Annotated in this window: 19 protein-coding genes, 1 pseudogene and 2 riboswitches; of the genes and pseudogenes, 13 read left to right on the top strand and 7 right to left on the bottom strand. The window is 71.2% G+C overall.

Going from position 1 to position 18,981, the window contains the following annotated elements:
* The first annotated feature begins 82 nt into the window (after nt 1-82).
* The 9 genes and pseudogenes from ACFC06_RS01135 to ACFC06_RS01175 all read left to right on the top strand — a co-directional run bounded on the left by ACFC06_RS01135 (nt 83) and on the right by ACFC06_RS01175 (nt 7,902).
* Nucleotides 83-1,159 carry a mechanosensitive ion channel family protein gene (locus ACFC06_RS01135; protein WP_375926320.1) on the top strand — a complete coding sequence of 359 codons (1,077 nt, stop codon included), beginning with the start codon at nt 83-85 and terminating at the stop codon, nt 1,157-1,159.
* Nucleotides 1,160-1,220: 61 nt separating this feature from the next.
* Nucleotides 1,221-1,688 carry a CinA family protein gene (locus ACFC06_RS01140; protein ID WP_375926323.1) on the top strand — a complete coding sequence of 156 codons (468 nt, stop codon included), beginning with the start codon at nt 1,221-1,223 and terminating at the stop codon, nt 1,686-1,688.
* 150 nt (nt 1,689-1,838) lie between these two features.
* Complete coding sequence (locus tag ACFC06_RS01145) at nt 1,839-2,357, top strand: 2Fe-2S iron-sulfur cluster-binding protein (RefSeq protein ID WP_375926326.1); 519 nt, start codon at nt 1,839-1,841, stop codon at nt 2,355-2,357.
* Nucleotides 2,354-3,346, top strand: coding sequence for an FAD binding domain-containing protein (locus tag ACFC06_RS01150; RefSeq protein ID WP_375926329.1), 993 nt, complete (start codon nt 2,354-2,356; stop codon nt 3,344-3,346). Before ACFC06_RS01145 ends, ACFC06_RS01150 begins: the two co-directional genes overlap by 4 nt.
* Nucleotides 3,343-5,421, top strand: a complete 2,079-nt coding sequence (locus tag ACFC06_RS01155) for a xanthine dehydrogenase family protein molybdopterin-binding subunit (protein WP_375926332.1) — start codon at nt 3,343-3,345, stop codon at nt 5,419-5,421. The genes ACFC06_RS01150 and ACFC06_RS01155 overlap by 4 nt, the downstream gene beginning before the upstream one ends.
* 72 nt (nt 5,422-5,493) lie before the next feature.
* Nucleotides 5,494-5,781 (top strand): plasmid stabilization protein, encoded by a 288-nt coding sequence (locus ACFC06_RS01160; protein ID WP_375926335.1) that lies wholly within the window; start codon nt 5,494-5,496, stop codon nt 5,779-5,781.
* Nucleotides 5,782-5,802: 21 nt separating this feature from the next.
* Nucleotides 5,803-6,762: a TIGR03557 family F420-dependent LLM class oxidoreductase gene (locus ACFC06_RS01165; protein ID WP_375926337.1), complete on the top strand. Its 960-nt coding sequence runs from the start codon at nt 5,803-5,805 to the stop codon at nt 6,760-6,762.
* 18 nt (nt 6,763-6,780) lie between these two features.
* A pseudogene (locus tag ACFC06_RS01170) lies at nt 6,781-7,110 on the top strand (DUF72 domain-containing protein); the annotation flags it as partial.
* A gap of 183 nt (nt 7,111-7,293) precedes the next feature.
* Entirely contained in the window at nt 7,294-7,902 is a 609-nt protein-coding gene (locus ACFC06_RS01175; protein WP_375935120.1) for a UdgX family uracil-DNA binding protein, read from the top strand.
* Here the strand turns inward: ACFC06_RS01175 and ACFC06_RS01180 are convergent.
* A complete protein-coding gene (locus ACFC06_RS01180; protein WP_375926340.1) occupies nt 7,857-8,330 on the bottom strand; it encodes a MarR family winged helix-turn-helix transcriptional regulator in 474 nt (157 codons plus the stop codon). The genes ACFC06_RS01175 and ACFC06_RS01180 overlap by 46 nt on opposite strands.
* 105 nt (nt 8,331-8,435) lie before the next feature.
* Between ACFC06_RS01180 and ACFC06_RS01185 the strand changes: the two genes are divergently transcribed.
* The gene (locus ACFC06_RS01185) at nt 8,436-9,557 is read left to right on the top strand and encodes an NADH:flavin oxidoreductase (RefSeq protein ID WP_375926343.1); all 1,122 of its coding nucleotides are present in this window, start codon (nt 8,436-8,438) and stop codon (nt 9,555-9,557) included.
* A 3-nt stretch (nt 9,558-9,560) separates the two neighbouring features.
* Here the strand turns inward: ACFC06_RS01185 and ACFC06_RS01190 are convergent, their stop codons facing one another.
* A complete protein-coding gene (locus tag ACFC06_RS01190; RefSeq protein WP_375926346.1) occupies nt 9,561-10,115 on the bottom strand; it encodes a type 1 glutamine amidotransferase domain-containing protein in 555 nt (184 codons plus the stop codon).
* Nucleotides 10,116-10,250: 135 nt separating this feature from the next.
* Between ACFC06_RS01190 and ACFC06_RS01195 the strand changes: the two genes are divergently transcribed.
* Nucleotides 10,251-10,478, top strand: a complete 228-nt coding sequence (locus tag ACFC06_RS01195; RefSeq protein WP_375926349.1) for a DUF6480 family protein — start codon at nt 10,251-10,253, stop codon at nt 10,476-10,478.
* 10 nt (nt 10,479-10,488) lie between these two features.
* Here the strand turns inward: ACFC06_RS01195 and ACFC06_RS01200 are convergent, their stop codons facing one another.
* The 5 genes from ACFC06_RS01200 to ACFC06_RS01220 are packed head-to-tail and all read right to left on the bottom strand — an operon-like array spanning nt 10,489 to nt 15,797.
* Nucleotides 10,489-11,304 carry an ABC transporter ATP-binding protein gene (locus ACFC06_RS01200; protein WP_375926352.1) on the bottom strand — a complete coding sequence of 272 codons (816 nt, stop codon included), beginning with the start codon at nt 11,302-11,304 and terminating at the stop codon, nt 10,489-10,491.
* Complete coding sequence (locus ACFC06_RS01205; RefSeq protein ID WP_375935123.1) at nt 11,301-12,302, bottom strand: FecCD family ABC transporter permease; 1,002 nt, start codon at nt 12,300-12,302, stop codon at nt 11,301-11,303. Before ACFC06_RS01205 ends, ACFC06_RS01200 begins: the two co-directional genes overlap by 4 nt.
* Before the next feature lie 32 nt (nt 12,303-12,334).
* Nucleotides 12,335-13,369: an ABC transporter substrate-binding protein gene (locus ACFC06_RS01210; protein ID WP_375935126.1), complete on the bottom strand. Its 1,035-nt coding sequence runs from the start codon at nt 13,367-13,369 to the stop codon at nt 12,335-12,337.
* Nucleotides 13,370-13,395: 26 nt separating this feature from the next.
* Nucleotides 13,396-14,448 (bottom strand): ABC transporter substrate-binding protein, encoded by a 1,053-nt coding sequence (locus tag ACFC06_RS01215; protein ID WP_375926355.1) that lies wholly within the window; start codon nt 14,446-14,448, stop codon nt 13,396-13,398.
* Nucleotides 14,445-15,797: a hypothetical protein gene (locus ACFC06_RS01220; protein WP_375926358.1), complete on the bottom strand. Its 1,353-nt coding sequence runs from the start codon at nt 15,795-15,797 to the stop codon at nt 14,445-14,447. Before ACFC06_RS01220 ends, ACFC06_RS01215 begins: the two co-directional genes overlap by 4 nt.
* A 155-nt stretch (nt 15,798-15,952) precedes the next feature.
* A riboswitch (cobalamin riboswitch) is annotated at nt 15,953-16,095 on the bottom strand.
* A gap of 232 nt (nt 16,096-16,327) precedes the next feature.
* Nucleotides 16,328-16,527, top strand: a riboswitch (cobalamin riboswitch).
* A gap of 122 nt (nt 16,528-16,649) precedes the next feature.
* On the opposite strand from ACFC06_RS01220, the gene glyA reads away from it, so the two are divergent.
* Nucleotides 16,650-17,948, top strand: coding sequence for a serine hydroxymethyltransferase (gene glyA, locus ACFC06_RS01225; RefSeq protein WP_375926361.1), 1,299 nt, complete (start codon nt 16,650-16,652; stop codon nt 17,946-17,948).
* Between the two features lie 106 nt (nt 17,949-18,054).
* Complete coding sequence (locus tag ACFC06_RS01230; protein ID WP_375926364.1) at nt 18,055-18,978, top strand: methylenetetrahydrofolate reductase; 924 nt, start codon at nt 18,055-18,057, stop codon at nt 18,976-18,978.
* Nucleotides 18,979-18,981 lie beyond the last annotated feature (3 nt).

Consider the following 18,981-nt stretch of genomic DNA (forward strand, 5'->3'; position numbering starts at 1 on the left):
GGCTCCCCGGGCCGGGTGGGTATGCGACCGACGAGAGCCCGTCCATCGGGTGCCCGGAGACAAGCGAGAGGAGTTCGATCTCGTGGAGGACATCGTTCGGCCGTTGATCGTCGTGCTCGGCACGATCGCGATCACGGTGCTGGCGGGACTGCTGGTCGACCGCGGCCTGCGTTTCGCCGCGCGGCGCAGGCCCGACACCCACATGCCGATGCTGTTGCGGCGCGTGCAACTACCCCTGCAGGTGCTGCTGGGCACGCTGGCCCTGCATCTCACCTATCCGCTGGCAGAGCTGGACCTGCGCCAGGACGTCGTGATCCGCAATGTGCTGGCCACCGCGGCGCTGCTGGCGGCGGCCTGGCTGGTGGTCCGGCTCGCCGACGCGGTCGCGGAGAACCTGCTGCGCCGCTACGCCGAGCGCACCAGCGACACCTCCCGGGTGCGCCAGCTGCGCACCCAGCTGGGACTCGTGCGCCGGGTCATCACCTCGGTGCTGGTGGTGACGACCGCGGCGGTGGCGATCCTGCTGCTGTTCCCGAGCCTGCGCACGCTGGGCACCTCGATGCTGGCCTCGGCGGGCGTGATCGGCATCATCGCCGGTGTCGCCGCACAGTCGACGCTGAGCAACCTCATGGCGGGGCTGCAGATCGCCTTCGGTGACTCGGTGAAGATCGGCGACACCGTGGTGGTGGAAGGCGAATGGGGCACCGTCGAGGAGATCACCCTGGCCTTCCTGACCGTGCGGATCTGGGACGACCGGCGGCTGACCATGCCGGTCTCCTACTTCAACAGCAAGCCCTACGAGAACTGGTCGCGCGGCGGACCGCAGGTCACCGGCACGGTGCTGCTGCACCTCGACCACAGCACGCCGGTCCCGGTGCTGCGCGAGCACCTGCACGACTACCTGCGCGGCAGGCCCGAATGGGATCGGCGCACCTGGAGCCTGCTGGTCACCGACAGCACCCCGGTGAACATCGTGGTGCGCGCGGCGATGTCGACCTCCAACGCCGACGACGCGTGGACGCTGCGCTGCGCGGTGCGCGAGGAACTGCTGGACTGGCTGTCGCGCAACCACCCGAACGCGCTGCCCAAGATCCCCACCGCCATCATCGACAGCGACAGCGCGGCGGCACCCGAGCGCGAGGAAGTCGGCGCGCGATGACACGGCGCAGCCGCGCGAGGGCACGGGATACGGTTCTCGGAGGAGACCGAAGGGAGACGGCATGACCAGCGCATCCGAAGTCGGCGACTTCGCCGAGCGTCACGGCGTGACCCTCGCGTGCGCGGAGTCGCTGACCGGCGGCAACCTCGCCGCCGCCCTCAGCGCCGCACCCGACTCCGCCCAGTGGTTCCGCGGCGGGGTGGTCGCCTACTCCGTACTGGTCAAACAGCAGGTCCTCGGCGTGCCGGAGGTGCCGGTGGTGTCGGAGACCGCCGCGCTGGCGATGGCCGAGGGCGTGCGGAAGCTGACCGACGCCGATGTCGCCGTCGCCACCACCGGCGTCGGCGGGCCCGGCCCCGACGACGGCGAACCGGCCGGATCGGTCTGGTGTGCCGTCGCCACCCGCGCGGAGTCCTGGGCGGTGCACCGCGACTTCGACGGCGACCCCGAAGCGGTGCTGTCACAGTCGGTGGACTGCGCGCTCGCGCTGCTGCACGAAGGTCAGGCCCGCCCCGTGTCCGGCCGGTAATTCGGCGTTGCGGCGCCGGACCGAGCCGCGTTGGTAGCGTGGCGCAGGTGTGCGGGTGCACACCGCACGCGAGGAATACCGGTGGCAGGCCGGAGACGGCAGGCCGCGTTGGTCGATGGAATCGGTGTCCCCCGGACGAGAGGCCGTTCGATGCGCGCGCAGATCACCTTGACCGTCGACGGGCGACCACGGACCGTCGAGGTCGACACCCGGAGCACCCTGCTGGATGTGCTGCGTGAGCAGCTGGCCGTCACCACGCCGAAGAAGGGCTGTGATCACGGCCAGTGCGGATCGTGCACGGTCCTGCTCGACGGCAGGCGGGCCACCCTGTGCCTGGCGCTGGCCGTCGCCCACGACGGCGCGACCATCCTGACCGCCGACGGACTCGCCGACGGCGACACGCTGCATCCCGTCCAGCAGGCCTTCCTCACCCACGACGGTTTCCAGTGCGGTTACTGCACCCCGGGCCAGATCTGCTCGGCGGTCGGCATGCTGGAGGAGGTGAAGGCGGGCATGCCCAGCCTGGTCACCGACGACGCGGCGGGCGGGATCACGCCGAGTGGGATCACGCTCAGCGCGGAGGAGATCCGGGAGCGGATGAGCGGCAACCTGTGCCGCTGCGGCGCCTACCCAAACATCGTCGCCGCCATCCAGGAGGCGCGCGGATGAGGGAGTTCGACTACGAGCGCGCCGCCGACGCGGCCCACGCGGTCGCCACCGTCCACGCCGATCCCGACGCCGTGTTCCTCGGCGCCGGAACCAATCTCGTCGACCACCTCAAACTCGGTATCACCGCGCCCGGGCGCCTGGTGGACGTCAGCAGGCTGCCGTTCGACGAGGTGACCGAGCGCCCCGACGGCACCGTGCGGGTCGGCGCGGCCGTCCGCAATGCCGACCTGGCCGCGCATCCGCTGATCCGCGCCCGCTACCCGATGCTCTCGGCCGCCCTGCTCGCCGGTGCCTCACCCCAGCTGCGCAATCTCGCCACCACCGGCGGCAACCTGCTGCAGCGCACGCGCTGCGTCTACTTCCAGGACCCGACCGTGCCGTGCAACAAACGCGAACCGGGCAGCGGCTGCTCGGCGATCGGTGGGTTCGACCGGGAACACGCGGTCCTCGGCGCCTCGCCGGAGTGCATCGCCACCCACCCCTCGGACATGGCGGTGGCGATGGCGGCACTGGGTGCGACCGTGCGGGTCCTCGGTGCCGACGGCGAGCGCGAGATCCCCGTGGTCGACCTGCATCGGCTGCCCGGCACCGCACCCGAGCGCGACACCGTCCTGCACCACGGCGACCTGATCACCGCCGTCGACCTGCCCGCCCTCGGCTGGGCCACCCGCTCCACCTACCGCAAGGTGCGTGACCGCGCCTCCTACGCGTTCGCGCTGGTCTCGGTCGCCGCGGCCCTCGACCTCGACGACGGCGTCGTGCGCGATGCGCGGATCGCCTTCGGCGGCGTCGCGCACAAACCGTGGCGTGCCTTCGCCGCCGAGGACGCCCTGCGCGGCGCGGCCGCCACCGAAGAGAATTTCGGCGCCGCCGCCGACGCCGAACTCGCCGCCGCGCGACCCCAGCGCCAGAACGCCTTCAAGATCCCCCTGGCCCGCGCCGTGCTGGTGGCGACACTGCGCGACCTGGCCGGGCAGGAGGCGCGATGACCCTCCAGCCCCGGGCCATGGGCACCGCGCCCACCCGCCTCGACGGACCCGCCAAACTGCGCGGCCGCGCACCCTACGCGATGGAACACCCCCAGCGAGATCCCCTGCACGCCTTCCCGATCCAGTCCACCATCGTCCACGGACGGATCCGCGAGATCGACACCGCCGCGGCCGAGCGCACCGACGGCGTGGTCGCCGTGCTCACCCAGCACAATGCCGCGCGGCTGGTCTCCGACGACGACCAGGAGCTGTTCATCCTGCAGAACGGCGACATCGCGTTCCGCAACCAGCTGATCGGCGCGGTCGTCGCCGTCAGCCCCGAGATCGCCCGCGAGGCCGCGTCGCTGGTGCGGGTGAGCTACGACGAAGAACCGGCCGACCTCACCTTCGGCACCCACCGCGACGATCTCTACACCCCCGAGGACGTGAGCGGCGGTTTCGCCGCCGACACCGCCATCGGCGACGTGGAGAACGCGCTGGAACTGGCCCCGGTCACGATCGACCACACCTACACGACCCCGATGGTCCACAACAATCCGATGGAACCGCACGCCACCATCGCCCGGTGGACCGGCGACACCCTGACACTGTTCGACTCCACCCAGGGCCCGCACGTGGTCCGGTCCACGATCGCGGCGCTGTTCGGGCTCGAACCCGAACAGGTGGAGGTCATCGCGCCGTATGTGGGCGGGGGCTTCGGGTCGAAAGGCGAACCGCACGCCAATATCGTGCTCGCCGCCCTGGCCTCGAAACTCGTCGGCGGCAGGCCGGTGAAACTGCCGCTGACCCGTCAGCAGCTGTTCTCCCTCGCCGGATACCGCACACCCACCGTCCAGCGGGTCCGGCTCGGCGCGCACCGCGACGGCACCCTCACCGCCATCGCCCACGAGGTGCTCGAACAGACCTCCACGGTCAAGGAATTCGCCGAGCAGACCGCGATCGGCACCCGGATCATGTACTCCTCGGCGAGCCGCGCGACCTCCCATCGCCTCGCGGCCCTGCACGTCCCGGTCTCGTCGTGGATGCGCGCGCCCGGCCACTGCCCCGGCATGTACGCGGCCGAGACCGCGATCGACGAACTCGCCGTCGCCCTGGAGATGGACCCGATCGCCCTGCGCGTCCACAACGAACCCGAAGTCGACCCGGAATCGGGGCGGCCGTTCTCCAGCCGCGGCCTGGTCGAATGCCTGCGCACCGGCGCCGAACGGTTCGGCTGGGCCGACCGCGACCCGGCGCCCCGCACGCGGCGGGACGGACGCTGGCTGGTGGGTACGGGCGTCGCGGCCGCGACCTATCCGGCCGACGTGTCCGCGGGCAACAGCGCCAGGGTGCGCTGGACCGGCGACCGCTACGAAGTCGCCATCGACGCCATGGACATCGGCACCGGCACCTGGACCACCCTCGGCCAGATCGCCGCCGACGCGCTCGGCGTCGGCCAGGACCGGATCGACCTGCGCATCGGCGACTCCCGCCTGCCCACCGGCACGGTCGCCGGCGGGTCCAGCGGGATGGCCTCCTGGGGTTCGGCCGTCGTGGCGGCCGCCCGGGCCTTCCGCGAACGGCACGGAACCGCACCCGCCGACGGCGCGGAGGTCACCGTGGACGCGCCCGAGGACCCCGCGCGCGCCCAGTATTCGACCCATGCTTTCGGCGCGCATTTCGTCGAGGTGCGGGTTGATGCCGACACCGCCGAGATCCGGGTGCCGCGCGTGCTCGGCGTCTTCGCGGCGGGCCGCATCATCAATCCGCTCACCGCTCGGTCGCAGTTCATCGGCGGCATCACCATGGGCGTGTCGATGGCCCTGTTCGAGGAGAGCCAGTTCGACACCCGGTTCGGCCAGGTCGCCAACCACGACCTCGCCGGATACCACATCCCGGTCAACGCCGACATCGGCGAGATCGACGTGCACTGGATCGACGAGCACGACCCGCACGTCAACCCGATGGGCAGCAAGGGAATCGGCGAGATCGGCATCGTCGGCTCCGCCGCCGCGGTCGGCAACGCGATCCACCACGCCACCGGCGTGCGCGTGCGCGACCTGCCGATCCGCGTCGAGGACCTGCTCGGACGGTGAGCGCGCTGTTTCCGCGCCGCCCGCGCGGGTAAGGCGCCAACAGAATGTCCACCGGACCAGGAGATGCAGATCATGCCCCAGCAGACGTGGAGTGCCAAGCGCGAACGGCAGTACCAGGACATCAAGAAGTCCGAGCGTGCGCGCGGGCGCAGCGAGAAGCGGGCCGAGGAGATCGCCGCGGCCACGGTGAACAAGACCCGGTCCCAGCACGGTGAGACCAAAGGCAAGCGCGGCGGTCAGCGGGCGCAGGGGAGCGGCAAGACCCGCGACGAGCTCTACGCGGAGGCGCGCAAGCGCAATATCGACGGCCGCTCGAAGATGAACAAGCAGGAACTGGCCCACGCCCTCGGTCGCTCCTGACCCCCTGCGAAAGGGTTCGCCATGCAGATCGGGTTCAAATTGGCGGCCGAGGCGTTCGGTCCGCACGAACTGGTGCGCCAAGCCGTGCGGGCCGAGGCGGCCGGCTTCGATTTCGTCGAGATGAGCGACCATTTCCACCCGTGGCTGGACAACCAGAACCACTCGCCGTTCGCGTGGACCGTGCTGGGCACGATCGCGGCGCGCACCGAACGGATCGGTCTGGCCACCGGCGTGACCTGTCCGATGATCCGCTACCACCCCGCGATCATCGCCCAGGCCGCCGCGACCACCGCGCTGCTGTCCGACGGGCGGTTCACCCTGGGCATCGGGTCGGGGGAGCGGCTCAACGAGCACATCGTCGGCGGGGACTTCCCGCCCGTGCGGGTGCGTCAGCGGATGCTGCGTGAGGCCCTCGAGATCATCCGGTTGCTCTGGCGCGGCGGCTATCGCAGTTATGACGGGCGGTATCTGTCCGTGTCGGACGCGCGCGTGTTCGACCTGCCCGAGACGCCACCGCCGATCGCGGTGGCCGCGGGCGGTCCGCGGGCGGCCGAACTCGCCGCCGAACTCGGCGACGGCCTGTTCGCCACCGAACCGAAACCCGAACTCGTCGAGGCCTTCCGCAAGGCGGGCGGTGACGGACCGCGCTACCTCGAGGTGGGCGTGGCCTACGCCGAGGACGAGCGCACCGGCGCGGAGGCGGCGCTGTCGACGAACCGGTGGTCGGTCGGCGGCTGGAAGGTGATGAGCGAGCTGCCCAATCCGGCCAACTTCGCCGCCGCGACCACCACGGTGCGCGTGGAGGACATGCTCGACGCCATGATCTGCGGCAACGACCCGCAGCGCTATGTCGCCGCCGTGCGCGAGGCGGCCGAGGCCGGATACGACCGCGTGGTGCTGATGAACACGGGACCCGACATGGACGCGTTCCTCGATTTCTACCGCGGCGAGCTGAACGATCTGCTGCGCGCCCAGACCTGACGGGAGGTCACGATGGTGATGCGCGTCGGCACGTCGGGCTGGCAGTACCGGGATTGGCGCGGGGTGCTGTACCCGCCGGACGTGCCGGTGCGGCGCTGGCTCGAGCACTACGCCCGGGCCTTCGCGACCGTCGAATCGAACAACGCCTTCTACCGGCTGCCCAGCCGCGACACCTTCGCCGCATGGCGCGACCGCACCGGCGACGACTTCGTGGTGGCGGTGAAAGCCAGCCGCTACCTCACCCACATCAAGCGGCTGCGCGATCCGGACGAGCCGGTCGCGCGCCTGCTCGACCGCGCCGCGGGCCTCGGTGACCGGCTCGGGCCGATCCTGCTCCAGCTCCCGCCCACCCTGCGCGCCGACGCGGACCTGCTCGACGCCTGCCTGCGCTGTTTCCCCGACTCGGTGCGTCTACTTCAACAACGACCACGGCGGCGCGGCCGTGCGCGACGCGATCACCTTCGCCCACCTGGCCGACCACGCCGGCGCCGCGGTGACCCGCGTCCCCGATCTGTCCGAGACGGTGGCGTCATGACGACCTATCCCGGTGCGGCCGACTACATTCCGGACACCGGCGACCTCGACACCGTCCGCGCGGCCGCGGACCGCTGCCACGGCTGCGACCTCTACCGCGACGCCACCCAGACCGTCTTCGGCGACGGCGCCGCCCACGCGCGCACCGTCCTGATCGGCGAACAACCCGGCAACGACGAGGATCTCGACGGCCACCCCTTCGTCGGCCCGGCAGGCCGCCTGCTCGACCGCGCCCTCGACGACATCGGCGTCGACCGCGACACGCTGTATCTCACCAACGCGGTCAAGCACTTCCGCTTCCAACAGCGCGGCAAACGCCGCATCCATCAGCAACCCCGCCGCACCGAGATCGTCGCCTGCGCACCGTGGTTGAGTACCGAACTCGACCTCGTCGCTCCCGAACTGGTGATCTGCCTCGGCGCCATCGCCACCCACGCGATCCTCGGCCCGCAGGCCAAGGTCACCGAACTGCGCGGCGGCCTGGTGGAACACGAGCATTTCCGCGTCGGCGTCACCGTGCACCCCTCCGCCATCCTGCGCGCCCCGGACCGCAGCGTGGCCTACTCGGCGTTCGTCGACGATCTGACGACGCTGTTCGCCGGGTGATCCGCGCGGGTGAGGAAGACGCGCTCGAGCAGGGTGCGCAGGTGATCTCGGTCGTGGTCGCTCAGGCGATCCAGTCCGGCGCGGGTGGCGTGCATCTTCGCGCGGATGGCGTCGGTGACGCGTTCGCCCTCGGGGGTGATGACCAGGGTGGTGACGCGGCGGTCGGCGGTGCTGGTCTCGCGGCGCACCAGGCCGCGCTTCTCCAAGCGGTTGATGATGCCGGTGACATTGGACGCGTCACAGCCCATCCGCTCGGCCAGCGCGCGCATGGCGACGGGGCCGCGGCGCAGCACGGTGAGGGTCTTGCCCTGGCTGGCGGTGAGGTTCTCGCTCGCGGCGGCCGCGGTGAAATCGCCGTAGTAGACACCCAGTGAGATCGACAGCAACTCCATGAGCTGGTCTGCTCCGGTCGGGGTCACGGCGGTCATGAGATCACTCTATCCGCAGAAACTTGACTATCTCAAATATCTGCGCCTAGCGTTGCTTGAAGTTCTCAACCTTCGACATTGTCAAGTAGCTAGCAGGAGAAGCCAGTGATCGTCACCGATACCTCGCGCACGGCCGAGGTCCTGTCACGGCCCGTCACCCTCAACGGCCTGACCGTCCCCAACCGCATCGTGATGGCGCCGATGACGCGCATGTTCTCGCCCGACGGCATCCCCGGCGACGACGTGCGCTCGTACTACGCGCGGCGCGCGGCGGCCGGTGTCGGCCTGATCGTCACCGAGGGCACCTACGTCGGCCACGATTCGGCCGGGCAGAGCGACCGGGTGCCGCGCTTCCACGGCGAGGAGCAGCTGGCGGGCTGGGCGAAGGTCGCCGCCGACGTGCACGCCGCGGGCGGCACCATCGTGCCGCAGCTGTGGCACATCGGCATGGTCCGCAAGCAGGGCGAACCTCCCTTCGCCGACGCGCCCGCCGTCGGCCCCTCCGGTATTCGCGTCGACGGCACCGAGGGCACCGGCAAGGCGATGACCCGGGCCGACCTCGACGACGTCATCGGCGCCTTCGCCGACGCCGCCGCGGCCGCCGAGCGCATCGGCTTCGACGGTGTCGAACTGCACGGCGCCCACGGCTACCTGCTCGACCAGTTCCTGTGGTCGCGCACCAACCGCCGCGAGGACGGCTACGGCGGCGACCCGGTGGCCCGCACCCGATTCGCGGCCGAGATCGTCGCCGCGGTCCGCGCGGTCGTCTCGCCCACCTTCCCGGTGATCTTCCGCTACTCGCAGTGGAAGCAGGAAGCCTACGACGCGCGCCTGGCCGAGTCCCCGCAGGAACTGGAAGCCATCCTGGCCCCGCTGGCCGCCGCGGGCGTCGACGCCTTCCACGCCTCCACCCGCCGCTACTGGCTCCCCGAATTCGACGATTCCGACCTGAACCTGGCCGGGTGGACCAAGAAGCTCACCGGCAGGCCCACCATCACCGTCGGCTCGGTCGGCCTCGACGGCGACTTCCTGCGCGCCTTCGCCGGCCACGGCGCCGAACTCGGCAACATCGACAACCTCCTCGACCGCATGGAACGCGACGAATTCGACCTGGTCGCCGTCGGCCGCGCCCTGCTCCAGGACCCGGACTGGGCCGCCAAGCTCCTCACCGGCCGCCTCGACGAGGTCGAGCCCTACGACGCGGCAGCGCTCGAGACCTTGAGCTGAGCGTCAGTGCCTGCCCTCGGTGAACTCCTCGACGATCTTCGCGCAGAAGGCGGGCAGGTCGTCGGGGTTGCGGCTGGAGACCAGGCCGTTGTCGGTGACGACCTCCTGGTCGACGACCGTGCCGCCCGCGTTGCGGATGTCGGTGCGGACGCTCGGGTAGGAGGTGAGGGTGCGGCCGCGGACGGCGTCGGCTTCGACGAGGGTCCACGGGCCGTGGCAGATCACGCCGATGGGCTTGCCGGTGGCGGCGAACTGCTTGACGAAGCCGACCGCCGCCGGGTCCTGGCGGAGTTTGTCGGGGTTGGTGGTGCCGCCGGGGAGCAGCAGGGCGTCGTAGTCGTCGGGGCTCGCCTCGCCGACGACCTGGTCGACGGGGAAGCTGTCGCCGGGTTCGACGTCGTGGTTCATCGCCTGGATCGAGCCGGACTTCAGCGACAGCAACTCGGTGCTCGCACCGGCCTCTTCGACCGCCGCACGCGGCTGGACGAGCTCGACCTGTTCCACTCCGTCGGTGGCGAGGATGGCGACGGTCTTTCCGGTCAGCGGATGCTGGGGCATGGGTTTCCTCCTGGGTCGGGGTCTGCCAGGCGCATACCCGCTCCCGCCCGCCGAAACAGCTCCGGTGATTGAGGGCGGGGGACCCGGGTAGGGCGAGGGGGACAGTGTTACCCAGCGATGGAGGTAGGTGGACTCATGACATCCATGGATCCAGATCCCGCACGGACCCCCGATCTCGAGCCGGGCGGCGGGGTGCGGCCCGGGGCCACGCCGCCGGAAACGGCGCAGACCTCCGGGTTGTCCGCACCCGAACCGCGCACGAGCACCCGGTTCCCGCCGACCGGGATCGGCGCGATCGCGGTGGTGGCGCTGCTCATGGCGGTATTGATCGCCGCCGCGATCGGGGTTCTGGCCGCGCTGTGAGTGCTGCGCCCTACTGCTGCCCGGGGTCGACGGTGAAGTCGGAGCGGTCGGTGCCGGCGGGCCGGTCGGGCCGGAAGGAGACGACCGGGTAGCCGTGTTCGGGGTCGGTGCCGATCTGGGCGCGGACCCGGTAGACCTGCTCGACGAGCTCGGCGGTGATCACCTCGGCGGGCGTGCCCAGCGCGACGACCTGTCCCCGGTCCAGGATCAGCAGCCGGTCGCAGAACATGGCGGCCAGATTGAGGTCGTGCAGCGCGATGTAGCTGGTGACCGGTAGGGCCGCGACCAGGGCGAGGATGTCGAGCTGGTGGCGGATGTCGAGATGATTGGTCGGCTCGTCGAGCAGCAGTTCGCGGGGCCGCTGGGCCAGGGCGCGGGCGATCTGGGTGCGCTGGCGTTCCCCACCGGACAGGGTGTGCCAGCGATCGCCCGCCTTGTGCGTCATGCCGGTGTGGGCCAGGGCCTCGCGCACCGCCTCGGCATCGGCACCGGCGTCACCGCCGAAGACACCGCGATGTGGGATGCGCCCGAGCGCGACCACGTCCGCGACGGTGATGTCGACCTCGGTGTCGGCGTGCTGGTCGACCACCGCGACCCGGCGCGCGATCCGGTTGCGGCGCAGGGTCGCGAGGTCGATGTCGTCGAGCAGCACCCGGCCGCTGTCGGGGCGCGCGATCCCGCTGAGCAGCCGCAGCAGTGAGGATTTGCCCGAACCGTTGGGCCCGAGCAGGCCGATGGTCTCCCCGGCCACCGGCTCGACGGTGATCCCGTCGAGGATCAGCTGACCGCCGCGCGTCCAGCGCAGCTTCTCCGAACGCAGGGTCATGCCATGGCCCGATTCCGCAGCAGCAACACGATGAAGGCGGGCACCCCGATCAGCGCGGTCGCCACGCCGACGGGAATCTCGGTGGGCGCGAACACCGTCCGGGCCACCACATCGACCCACACCGTGAACACCGCCCCCGCGACCACGGCGGCGGGCAACAGCCTGCTGTGCCGGGGTCCCACCACGAAGCGTGCCGCGTGCGGCAGCACCAGTCCCACGAAACCGATCGCCCCGGCCGCGCTGACCAGCGCCGCCGTGGTGAGCGCGGTGACGGCGAGCAGCAGCGCGCGCGTGGCCCGCACCGGAATGCCGAGCGCGGCCGCCGAGGACGCGCCGAAGGTGAACGCGTCCAGCGCGGCCGCGCGGCTCAGGCAGATCACCAGACCGACGGCGGTCACCGTGGCGCACACGGCCACATCGGCCCAGTCCGCGCCGGCCAGCGAGCCCAGCAGCCAGAACAGCACCCCGCGGGTCTGCTCGGCATCGGCGCTGGAGACCACGATGAACGAGGTGAGCGCGGAGAACAGCTGGGTCCCGGCCACCCCCGCCAGCACGATCCGCGCGGTGCCCCCGCCCGCGGCGGCGGCCAGCACGAGGACCAGCGCGAACGCGGCCACCGCGCCACCGAAGGCCCCGGCGGCCAGGGAGATCGACCCGGCGCCGAGCCCGAGGACCGCGACCAGCACCGCCCCCGTCGACGCGCCCGAGGAGATGCCGAGCACGAAGGGGTCGGCGAGCGGATTGCGCAGCACCGACTGCAGGATGGTCCCGCACAGCGCCAGTCCCGCCCCGCACACGGCGGCCAGCAGGGTCCGCGGCAGGCGCAGCTCCCACACGATGCCGTCCTTGATCCGGCTCACCCCGGCCTCACCGAACCCGAGATGCTCGCCGACGACGGCGTAGACCTCGCCCACCGACAGGTTCGCCGGGCCGATGGTCAGCGCGACCGCGATCGAGCAGACCAGCAGGACACAGCCGGCCACCAGCGCGAGCGCCATCACGGCGGTGCCGCGCCGCGGTGCGAGCCCGGTCAGCGGACCGGTCCCCACTGGGCCAGCGCGGCGGCGAGTTTCTCCACGCCGTCCACGGTGCGCAGCGACGGATTCAAATCGGCACCGTTGACCACGACGAAGCGCTGCTCCCGCACGGCCGTGAGCTGCGAGGTCACCGGATGCGCGCGCAGGAAGGCGATCTTGCTGTCGAGGGCGTCGCCTTCGATGGTGCGCCTGCTCAGGTCGGCCAGCACCAGCACCGACGGGTCCCGGTCGGCGACGGCCTCCCAGCTGACCTGCGGCCACTCGTCGGTGGTGTCGGCGAAGATGTTGCGCGCGCCGACCGCGGCGGTGATGATCCCCGAGGACCCGCAGCATCCGGCCATGTACGGGGTGTTCAGGTCGGAGAACCAGTAGGCGATGGAGGTGTCGGCGTGTGTGCCCGCGGTGGCGGCGGCCGCGGCGAGCCGCTGCTGGAGCGAGGCGACCAGTGCCTCGCCCCGGTCCTCGACATCGAAGATCGCGGCGAGCTGCCGGATCTCGGTGTACACCGAGTCGATGCGCAGTGGTTCGGTGCGCGCGCCGTCGGAGTTCACGCTCACCGCCGATTTGCCGTCGCAGTCGGTGGGTGACAGATAGGTCGGCACGCCGAGCTGCTCGAACCGGTCGCGATCGGCCACGCCGCCGGGGCCGAGGGTGCCGCCGAAGGACGCGGAGACGAAGTCGGGTTCGGCGTCGAGGACCACCTCGAGGGAGGGTTTGTTGTCGGCCAGGCGCGGCACGGTCGCATTGGCCTCGGCCAGATCGGCGCGCACCGGATCGGTCCAGGTCGCGGTGCCCACCAGCCGGTCGGCCAGTCCGAGCGACAGCAGGATCTCGGTGGAGCCCTGATTCAGCGAGACCGCGCGCCGCGGTGGCGCGTCGACGGTGACCGAGCGCCCGCAGTTCTGCAGCGTCAGCGGGAAGCCGTCGGCGGAGGCGGCCTGGTCGCCGCCGGTGTCGGCGGCGCCGCAACCCGCGACCGCCAGGGTGAGAACGGACACGGCACACAGGTGCCGGAAAGCCAGGCGCATCGCGCGGGACTCCTTCATCGGGTCGGTCATCGGGTGGCCGCGAGACCGGCGGCCAGTTTCTCGATCGCGTCGATCTCGCGGATACCGGGGTCGAGCTCGGAGCCGGTCAGCACCACATAGCGCTTGTCGCGCACCGCGCGCATCCGGCTCGTCGCCGGATTCGATTCGAGGAACGCGATCTTGGTGGCCAGAGCGTCACCGTCGACCCGCTGACGGCTCAGCTCGGCGAGCACCAGGACATCGGGATCGGCGGCCACGACCGCCTCCCAGTTGATCTCGGGCCAGTCCTCGCGCTGGTCGGCGAACACATTGCGGGCCCCGGTCTCGCTGGCGTACAGCCCGGGGGCCGAGCAGCAGCCGGCCATGTACGGGGCCTCGAGCCCGGAGAACCAGAACGCCACGGTCGGCGCGGGGTCGGCGGGCGCGCCCGAGGTGGCCGCCGCGAGGCGTCCCTTCAGCTGGTCGACCAGCTGCGCGCCGCGTTCCTGCACGTCGAAGATCCGGGCCAGCTCGGTGATCTCCTGGAAGAGCGTGTCGACGGTGAGCGGCGCGGTGCGGGTGACGGTCTCGCCCTCGACCGTGGCGCCCGTGCACACCGACGGCGACTGATAGGTGGGCACGCCGAGCTGGGCGAACCGCGACCGCTCGGCCACCACCGCGGGGGTGAAGGTGTGCGCGCTCGCCGAGGTCACCAGGTCGGGCTCGGTGGCGAGCACGGTCTCGAGCGACGGGTCGTTGTCGGCGAGCCGGGGCACCTTCGCGTTGTCGGCCGCCAGGGCGGGCAGGACCGGGTCGAACCACGTCGAGGTGCCGACCATCCGGTCGGCCAGCCCGAGCGCGAGCAGGATCTCCGTGGACGCCTGATACAGCGACACCGCCCTGGTCGGTGCCTTGTCGAAGGTGACTCGCACCCCGCAGTTGTCGAGGGTGAACGGGTAGCTGGTCCGGCCGGGCAGGCTCGTCGTCGGGTCGGTGCGGGAGGCGGTGGAGTCGGTGCCGCCGCACGCGGTAGCGGCCACCAGGCAGCAGGCCGTGGCCAGCGCGGCCGGCAGCCGGCGGGATCGAGCCGTCGAATTCACGCGGGAGACCATGGTCGGTGGACCTCGTTCCGGACGGCCGGCGTGCTGTGCCGGGTGGTGGCGGACGCGGGCCGGGCGGCCTCGCGCAGCGGAATCGGCGGGCGGACGCACTGCGCGCCGGAGGACTGCACCCAGCCGTGCTCGGTGCTGGTGTGGCCGAGGACGGCGGGCTGGGCGAGGTGGGCTCGCTGCGCCCGCACGGCCGCGCGGGCGGCGTCGAGTTCGGGTGCGACGGCGTCGGTGCCCCGGGCCAGCGCCCCGGCCAGGATGCCGACCTCGGTAACCTTCTCCGCGCCAAAGGCCAGCCATGAGCGCAACCGCTCGTCGAGGGTGGCCTCCGGGGCCAGCGAGTACGGAACGTGCAGCAGCGAACACGAACTCGACACCGCCACCGATCCCGCGCTGCCCAGCAGCGAGCCCAGGGTGCTCAGCGCGGCGTCGAGATCGGTGCGCCAGAAGCCGCGGCCGTCGACCACCCCGGCCACCAGCAGTTTGCGCGTGAGCGCGGGCACCGAGGCCACCGCCTCGAGGGTCGTGCCCGCGGTGAAATCCAGTGCGACACCGTCGATGCCCATGTCGGCCAGTGCGGCCAGGGTGGCGCCGGGCGGCCCGAAGGGCACGGCCACGAGCAGCGCGGGTCTGCGGGAGGTACTGGCCAGGGCGGCGTAGGTGGTGCGCAGGTGGGCGATCTCGCGTGCGGTGAGCTCGGTGGCCAGGATCGGCTCGTCGAGCTGGACCCAGCTCGCGCCCGCGTCGGCCAGGGCGGAAAGGAGTTCCCGGTAGCGGGGGACCAGCTCGGGCAGCCGGTCGAGGGCCGCGCCCCGCGCGTGGCGCGAGAGTTTCAGGAAGGTCAGCGGGCCGATCACCACGGGCCGGGCGGGGACGCCGAGCTCGACGGCCTCGGCCAGCTCGGCCAGGAGCGCGTCCGCGTGCAGGGTGAACCGCGTCTCGGCGTCGATCTCCGGGACGAGGTGGTGGTAGCCGGTGCCGAACCACGGCGCCTGGTCGAGCGGGGCGACGGTGGCGGTGCCGCGCGCGGCGGCGAAATAGCGGTCGAGGGGGTCGGCGATGCCGAGCACCCGCGCCGGGAGCGCGCCGAAGAGGGCGGCGGTGTCGAGCATCTGATCGTGGTAGGAGAAGGTGCCGACCGGGATCGAGTCCAGGCCCGCCGCGGCCAGCACGCTCAGGTGGGCCAGGCGCAGCTCGCGCGCGGCGCTGTCGAGGCGGTCGGCGTCGATGAGGCCGGCCAGATAGTCCTCGACGGCCTGCCGCAGTTCCCGGTTCGGCCCGATCCGGGGCAGGCCGAGAACGGTCGCGGTGAACGGAGTGGGCGGGACTGCCACGGTCATCGTCTCCAGTGCGGTGCGGACGGCCGCCGGCCTGTCGGGCGGCGTCGTCCACCGAGCACCGGGAGCGACGCGAGGTCGCACGGGTCGGAGAAGCGGTCGCGCGCCCGGTCCACGAGGCGGTGGCCGCCGGACACGGCGTGTCCGGCACAGCGGGCAGGTCTTCGGACTCGCGGGCACCGGCCTGATTCGGCCGACCTACTGGCCGTCGCTTCCCGGGCGGGGTGCCCAGTGCGTGATGACGGCGGTCGTTCCTGCTCACCGCTGCGGGACAGTCCCGGATTCCCACCGGGTTCCCTCTGGCCGGCGGCCGGAGGTCCGGCACACCGGTTTCGACACGTCCACCGCGGGAGGTCGGACCGTCCCGGGCTGGTGAGCGTGAACCAGCTGCGCGCTCATGATAGTCCCGCCTCGACCGGGCCCGTGGGGTATCCCGGCCCGGGCGGCCGGTCGCCGGGCACGGCACCGTATGCTGTCCCGGCAGCTGGTTCGCCGGTGGCGAGGACGACGGGAGCCCCCGCGCCGCCGCCGGTGTCGACACCTGACGCAACGGGACCGTTGCGCGGTGAAGAGGGAACCCGGTGGAATTCCGGGACTGTCCCGCAGCGGTGAGCAGGAACGAAAGCCGTCATTCGCACTGGACCCATGTCCGGGAAGCGACGGCCGGTAGGTCGGCGCCCAGGGGCTCCGGTGCCCGCGAGTCCGAAGACCTGCCGCTGTGCCGGGCGCGCCGCGTCCGGTGGTCGTCGCCTCGTGGATCGGGCGCACCGCCGATCGAATCCCCGTGGGGTGCCGGGTCGGCGTGCGCGCGAAAAGGGTGGCGGCTGTTCGCCTGCAAGCCAAGGGAGTTCCGCTGTGGTCGCCTCCACCAGTGCCCAGTCCGTCAATACCCAGTCTCTCGGTGAGCTCGATCCCGAGTTGGCCGCCGCGATGGCGGGCGAGCTCGCCCGCGAGCGCGACACCCTCGAGATGATCGCTTCGGAGAACTTCGTGCCCCGCGCGGTCCTGCAGGCGCAGGGTTCCGTGTTGACCAACAAGTACGCCGAGGGCTACCCCGGCCGCCGCTACTACGGTGGCTGCGAAGCCGTGGATGTGGTCGAGACGCTGGCTCGTGATCGGGCCAAGGAACTGTTCGGTGCCGAGTTCGCCAATGTCCAGCCGCATTCGGGGGCCCAGGCCAACGTGGCGGTGTTGATGGCGTTGATGAACCCGGGGGAGACCCTGCTGGGTCTGGATCTGGCCCACGGTGGTCATCTGACCCACGGGATGCGCCTGAATTTCTCGGGCAAGCTTTATGACGTGCATTCCTACGGTGTGTCCAAGGAAGATCACCGTATCGACATGGACGAGGTGCGTGACATCGCGCTCAAGTCGAAGCCGAAGGTGATCGTGGCCGGCTGGTCGGCCTACCCGCGTCACCAGGATTTCGCGAAGTTCCGTGAGATCGCCGACGAGGTCGGTGCCTACCTGTGGGTCGACATGGCGCACTTCGCCGGTCTGGTCGCCGCGGGTCTGCACCCCTCGCCGGTGCCGTATGCCGACGTGGTGTCCTCCACCGTGCACAAGACCCTCGGCGGCCCGCGTTCGGGGTTGATTCTGGCCAAGCAGGAGTTCGCGAAGAAGCTGAACTCGGCGGTGTTCCCGGGTCAGCAGGGTGGCCCGTTGATGCATGTGATCGCGGCGAAGGCGGCGGCGTTCAAGATCGCCGCGTCGGAGGAGTTCAAGGATCGTCAGCAGCGCACGCTGTCGGGTTCGCGGATCCTGGCCGAACGCCTGACCGGTGCCGATGTCGCCGGTAAGGGTATTTCGGTGTTGACCGGTGGTACGGATGTGCATCTGGTGCTGGTGGATCTACGTAATTCCGAGCTCGATGGTCAGCAGGGCGAGGACCTGTTGCACGAGGTGGGGATCACGGTGAACCGGAACGCGGTGCCGTTCGATCCGCGTCCGCCGATGGTGACGTCGGGTCTGCGGATCGGTACCGCGGCGTTGGCGACGCGTGGTTTCGGTGATGCGGAGTTCACCGAGGTCGCCGATGTCATCGCCGCGGCGTTGGCGGGTACTTCCGATGTCGAATCCCTGCGTGGTCGGGTGTCGAAGCTGGCTCAGAGTGTCCCGCTGTACCAGGGCCTCGAAGACTGGAATCTGCTCTGAGCGGCCACGCGCCGAGCACGACGCGGGGCCGAGGAGAACAGCGATGACAAGGACCGGTTCGGGACTACCCGGGTGCGGTGGAAACAGCAGTGCCGCAGGACATTCGGTGGCCGAGAGCCTGCGTGCGCACGCGGGCCGCGGTGTGCCGTTCTCGGTGGAGTTCAACCCGCCCCGCGACAGCGCGGGCGAGGCACGCCTGTGGCGGACCGTGCGCGACTTCGAGCGCATGCACCCGGCCTTCGTGTCGATGACCTACGGTGCGGGCGGTTCCACCAAGGACCGCACGGTGCGCATCACCGGCGACCTGGCCAGGGAGACGACGCTGCTGCCCGTCGCCCACCTGACCGCGGTCGGCCACAGCGTCGCCGAACTGCGCTCGCTGGTCGGCGCCTACGCCGATTCCGGTATCCGGAATCTGCTGGTGCTGCGCGGCGACCCGCCGGGCGACCCTTTGGGGCCGTGGACCAAACACCCCGACGGCGTGGGCTACGCGGAGGAACTCGTCCGGATCGTGCGCGATCTCGGCGACTTCCACGTCGGCGTCGCGTCGTTCCCGCAGGGCCACCACCGCTCCCCGGACCTGGCCCACGACACCAGGCATCTGGTGGCGAAACTGCGTGCGGGCGCGGAGTATTCGATCACCCAGATGTTCTTCGACGTCGAACACTATCTGCGGTTGCGGGACCGGGTCGGCGCCCTGGACCCGGTCGAGGGCGCCAAGCCCATCATCCCGGAGCTGATGCCGATCACCTCGCTGCGCACGGTGGCGCGCGCCGAGGAACTCAGCGGTCGCGCGCTGCCCGCCGCGGTCATGGACCGGCTGCGCCGTGCCGCGGGCAGCGGCCCGGAACCGGATCAGGCGGCGGTCCGCGCCGAGGGCATCGCCCTGGCCACGGAGATGGCCGAACGCCTCATCCGCGAAGGCGCCCCGTGCCTGCACTTCATCACCCTCAACTTCGCCAAGGCGACCGGTGAGGTGCTGGCCAACCTGGGCTACGGCGTCACGGAGGCACCACTGGCGGTGCGGTGAATA

Source organism: Nocardia sp. NPDC056064 (genome assembly GCF_042266925.1).
Taxonomy (GTDB): domain Bacteria; phylum Actinomycetota; class Actinomycetes; order Mycobacteriales; family Mycobacteriaceae; genus Nocardia.

Coding starts and splice junctions, on each gene's coding strand:
- ACFC06_RS01140 (WP_375926323.1), top strand. CDS start 1,221: ATGACCAGCGCATCCGAAGTCGGCGACTTCGCCGAGCGTCACGGCGTG.
- ACFC06_RS01145 (WP_375926326.1), top strand. CDS start 1,839: ATGCGCGCGCAGATCACCTTGACCGTCGACGGGCGACCACGGACCGTC.
- ACFC06_RS01150 (WP_375926329.1), top strand. CDS start 2,354: ATGAGGGAGTTCGACTACGAGCGCGCCGCCGACGCGGCCCACGCGGTC.
- ACFC06_RS01155 (WP_375926332.1), top strand. CDS start 3,343: ATGACCCTCCAGCCCCGGGCCATGGGCACCGCGCCCACCCGCCTCGAC.
- ACFC06_RS01160 (WP_375926335.1), top strand. CDS start 5,494: ATGCCCCAGCAGACGTGGAGTGCCAAGCGCGAACGGCAGTACCAGGAC.
- ACFC06_RS01165 (WP_375926337.1), top strand. CDS start 5,803: ATGCAGATCGGGTTCAAATTGGCGGCCGAGGCGTTCGGTCCGCACGAA.
- ACFC06_RS01175 (WP_375935120.1), top strand. CDS start 7,294: ATGACGACCTATCCCGGTGCGGCCGACTACATTCCGGACACCGGCGAC.
- ACFC06_RS01180 (WP_375926340.1), bottom strand. CDS start 8,330: ATGACCGCCGTGACCCCGACCGGAGCAGACCAGCTCATGGAGTTGCTG.
- ACFC06_RS01190 (WP_375926346.1), bottom strand. CDS start 10,115: ATGCCCCAGCATCCGCTGACCGGAAAGACCGTCGCCATCCTCGCCACC.
- ACFC06_RS01195 (WP_375926349.1), top strand. CDS start 10,251: ATGACATCCATGGATCCAGATCCCGCACGGACCCCCGATCTCGAGCCG.
- ACFC06_RS01200 (WP_375926352.1), bottom strand. CDS start 11,304: ATGACCCTGCGTTCGGAGAAGCTGCGCTGGACGCGCGGCGGTCAGCTG.
- ACFC06_RS01205 (WP_375935123.1), bottom strand. CDS start 12,302: ATGGCGCTCGCGCTGGTGGCCGGCTGTGTCCTGCTGGTCTGCTCGATC.
- ACFC06_RS01210 (WP_375935126.1), bottom strand. CDS start 13,369: ATGCGCCTGGCTTTCCGGCACCTGTGTGCCGTGTCCGTTCTCACCCTG.
- ACFC06_RS01220 (WP_375926358.1), bottom strand. CDS start 15,797: ATGACCGTGGCAGTCCCGCCCACTCCGTTCACCGCGACCGTTCTCGGC.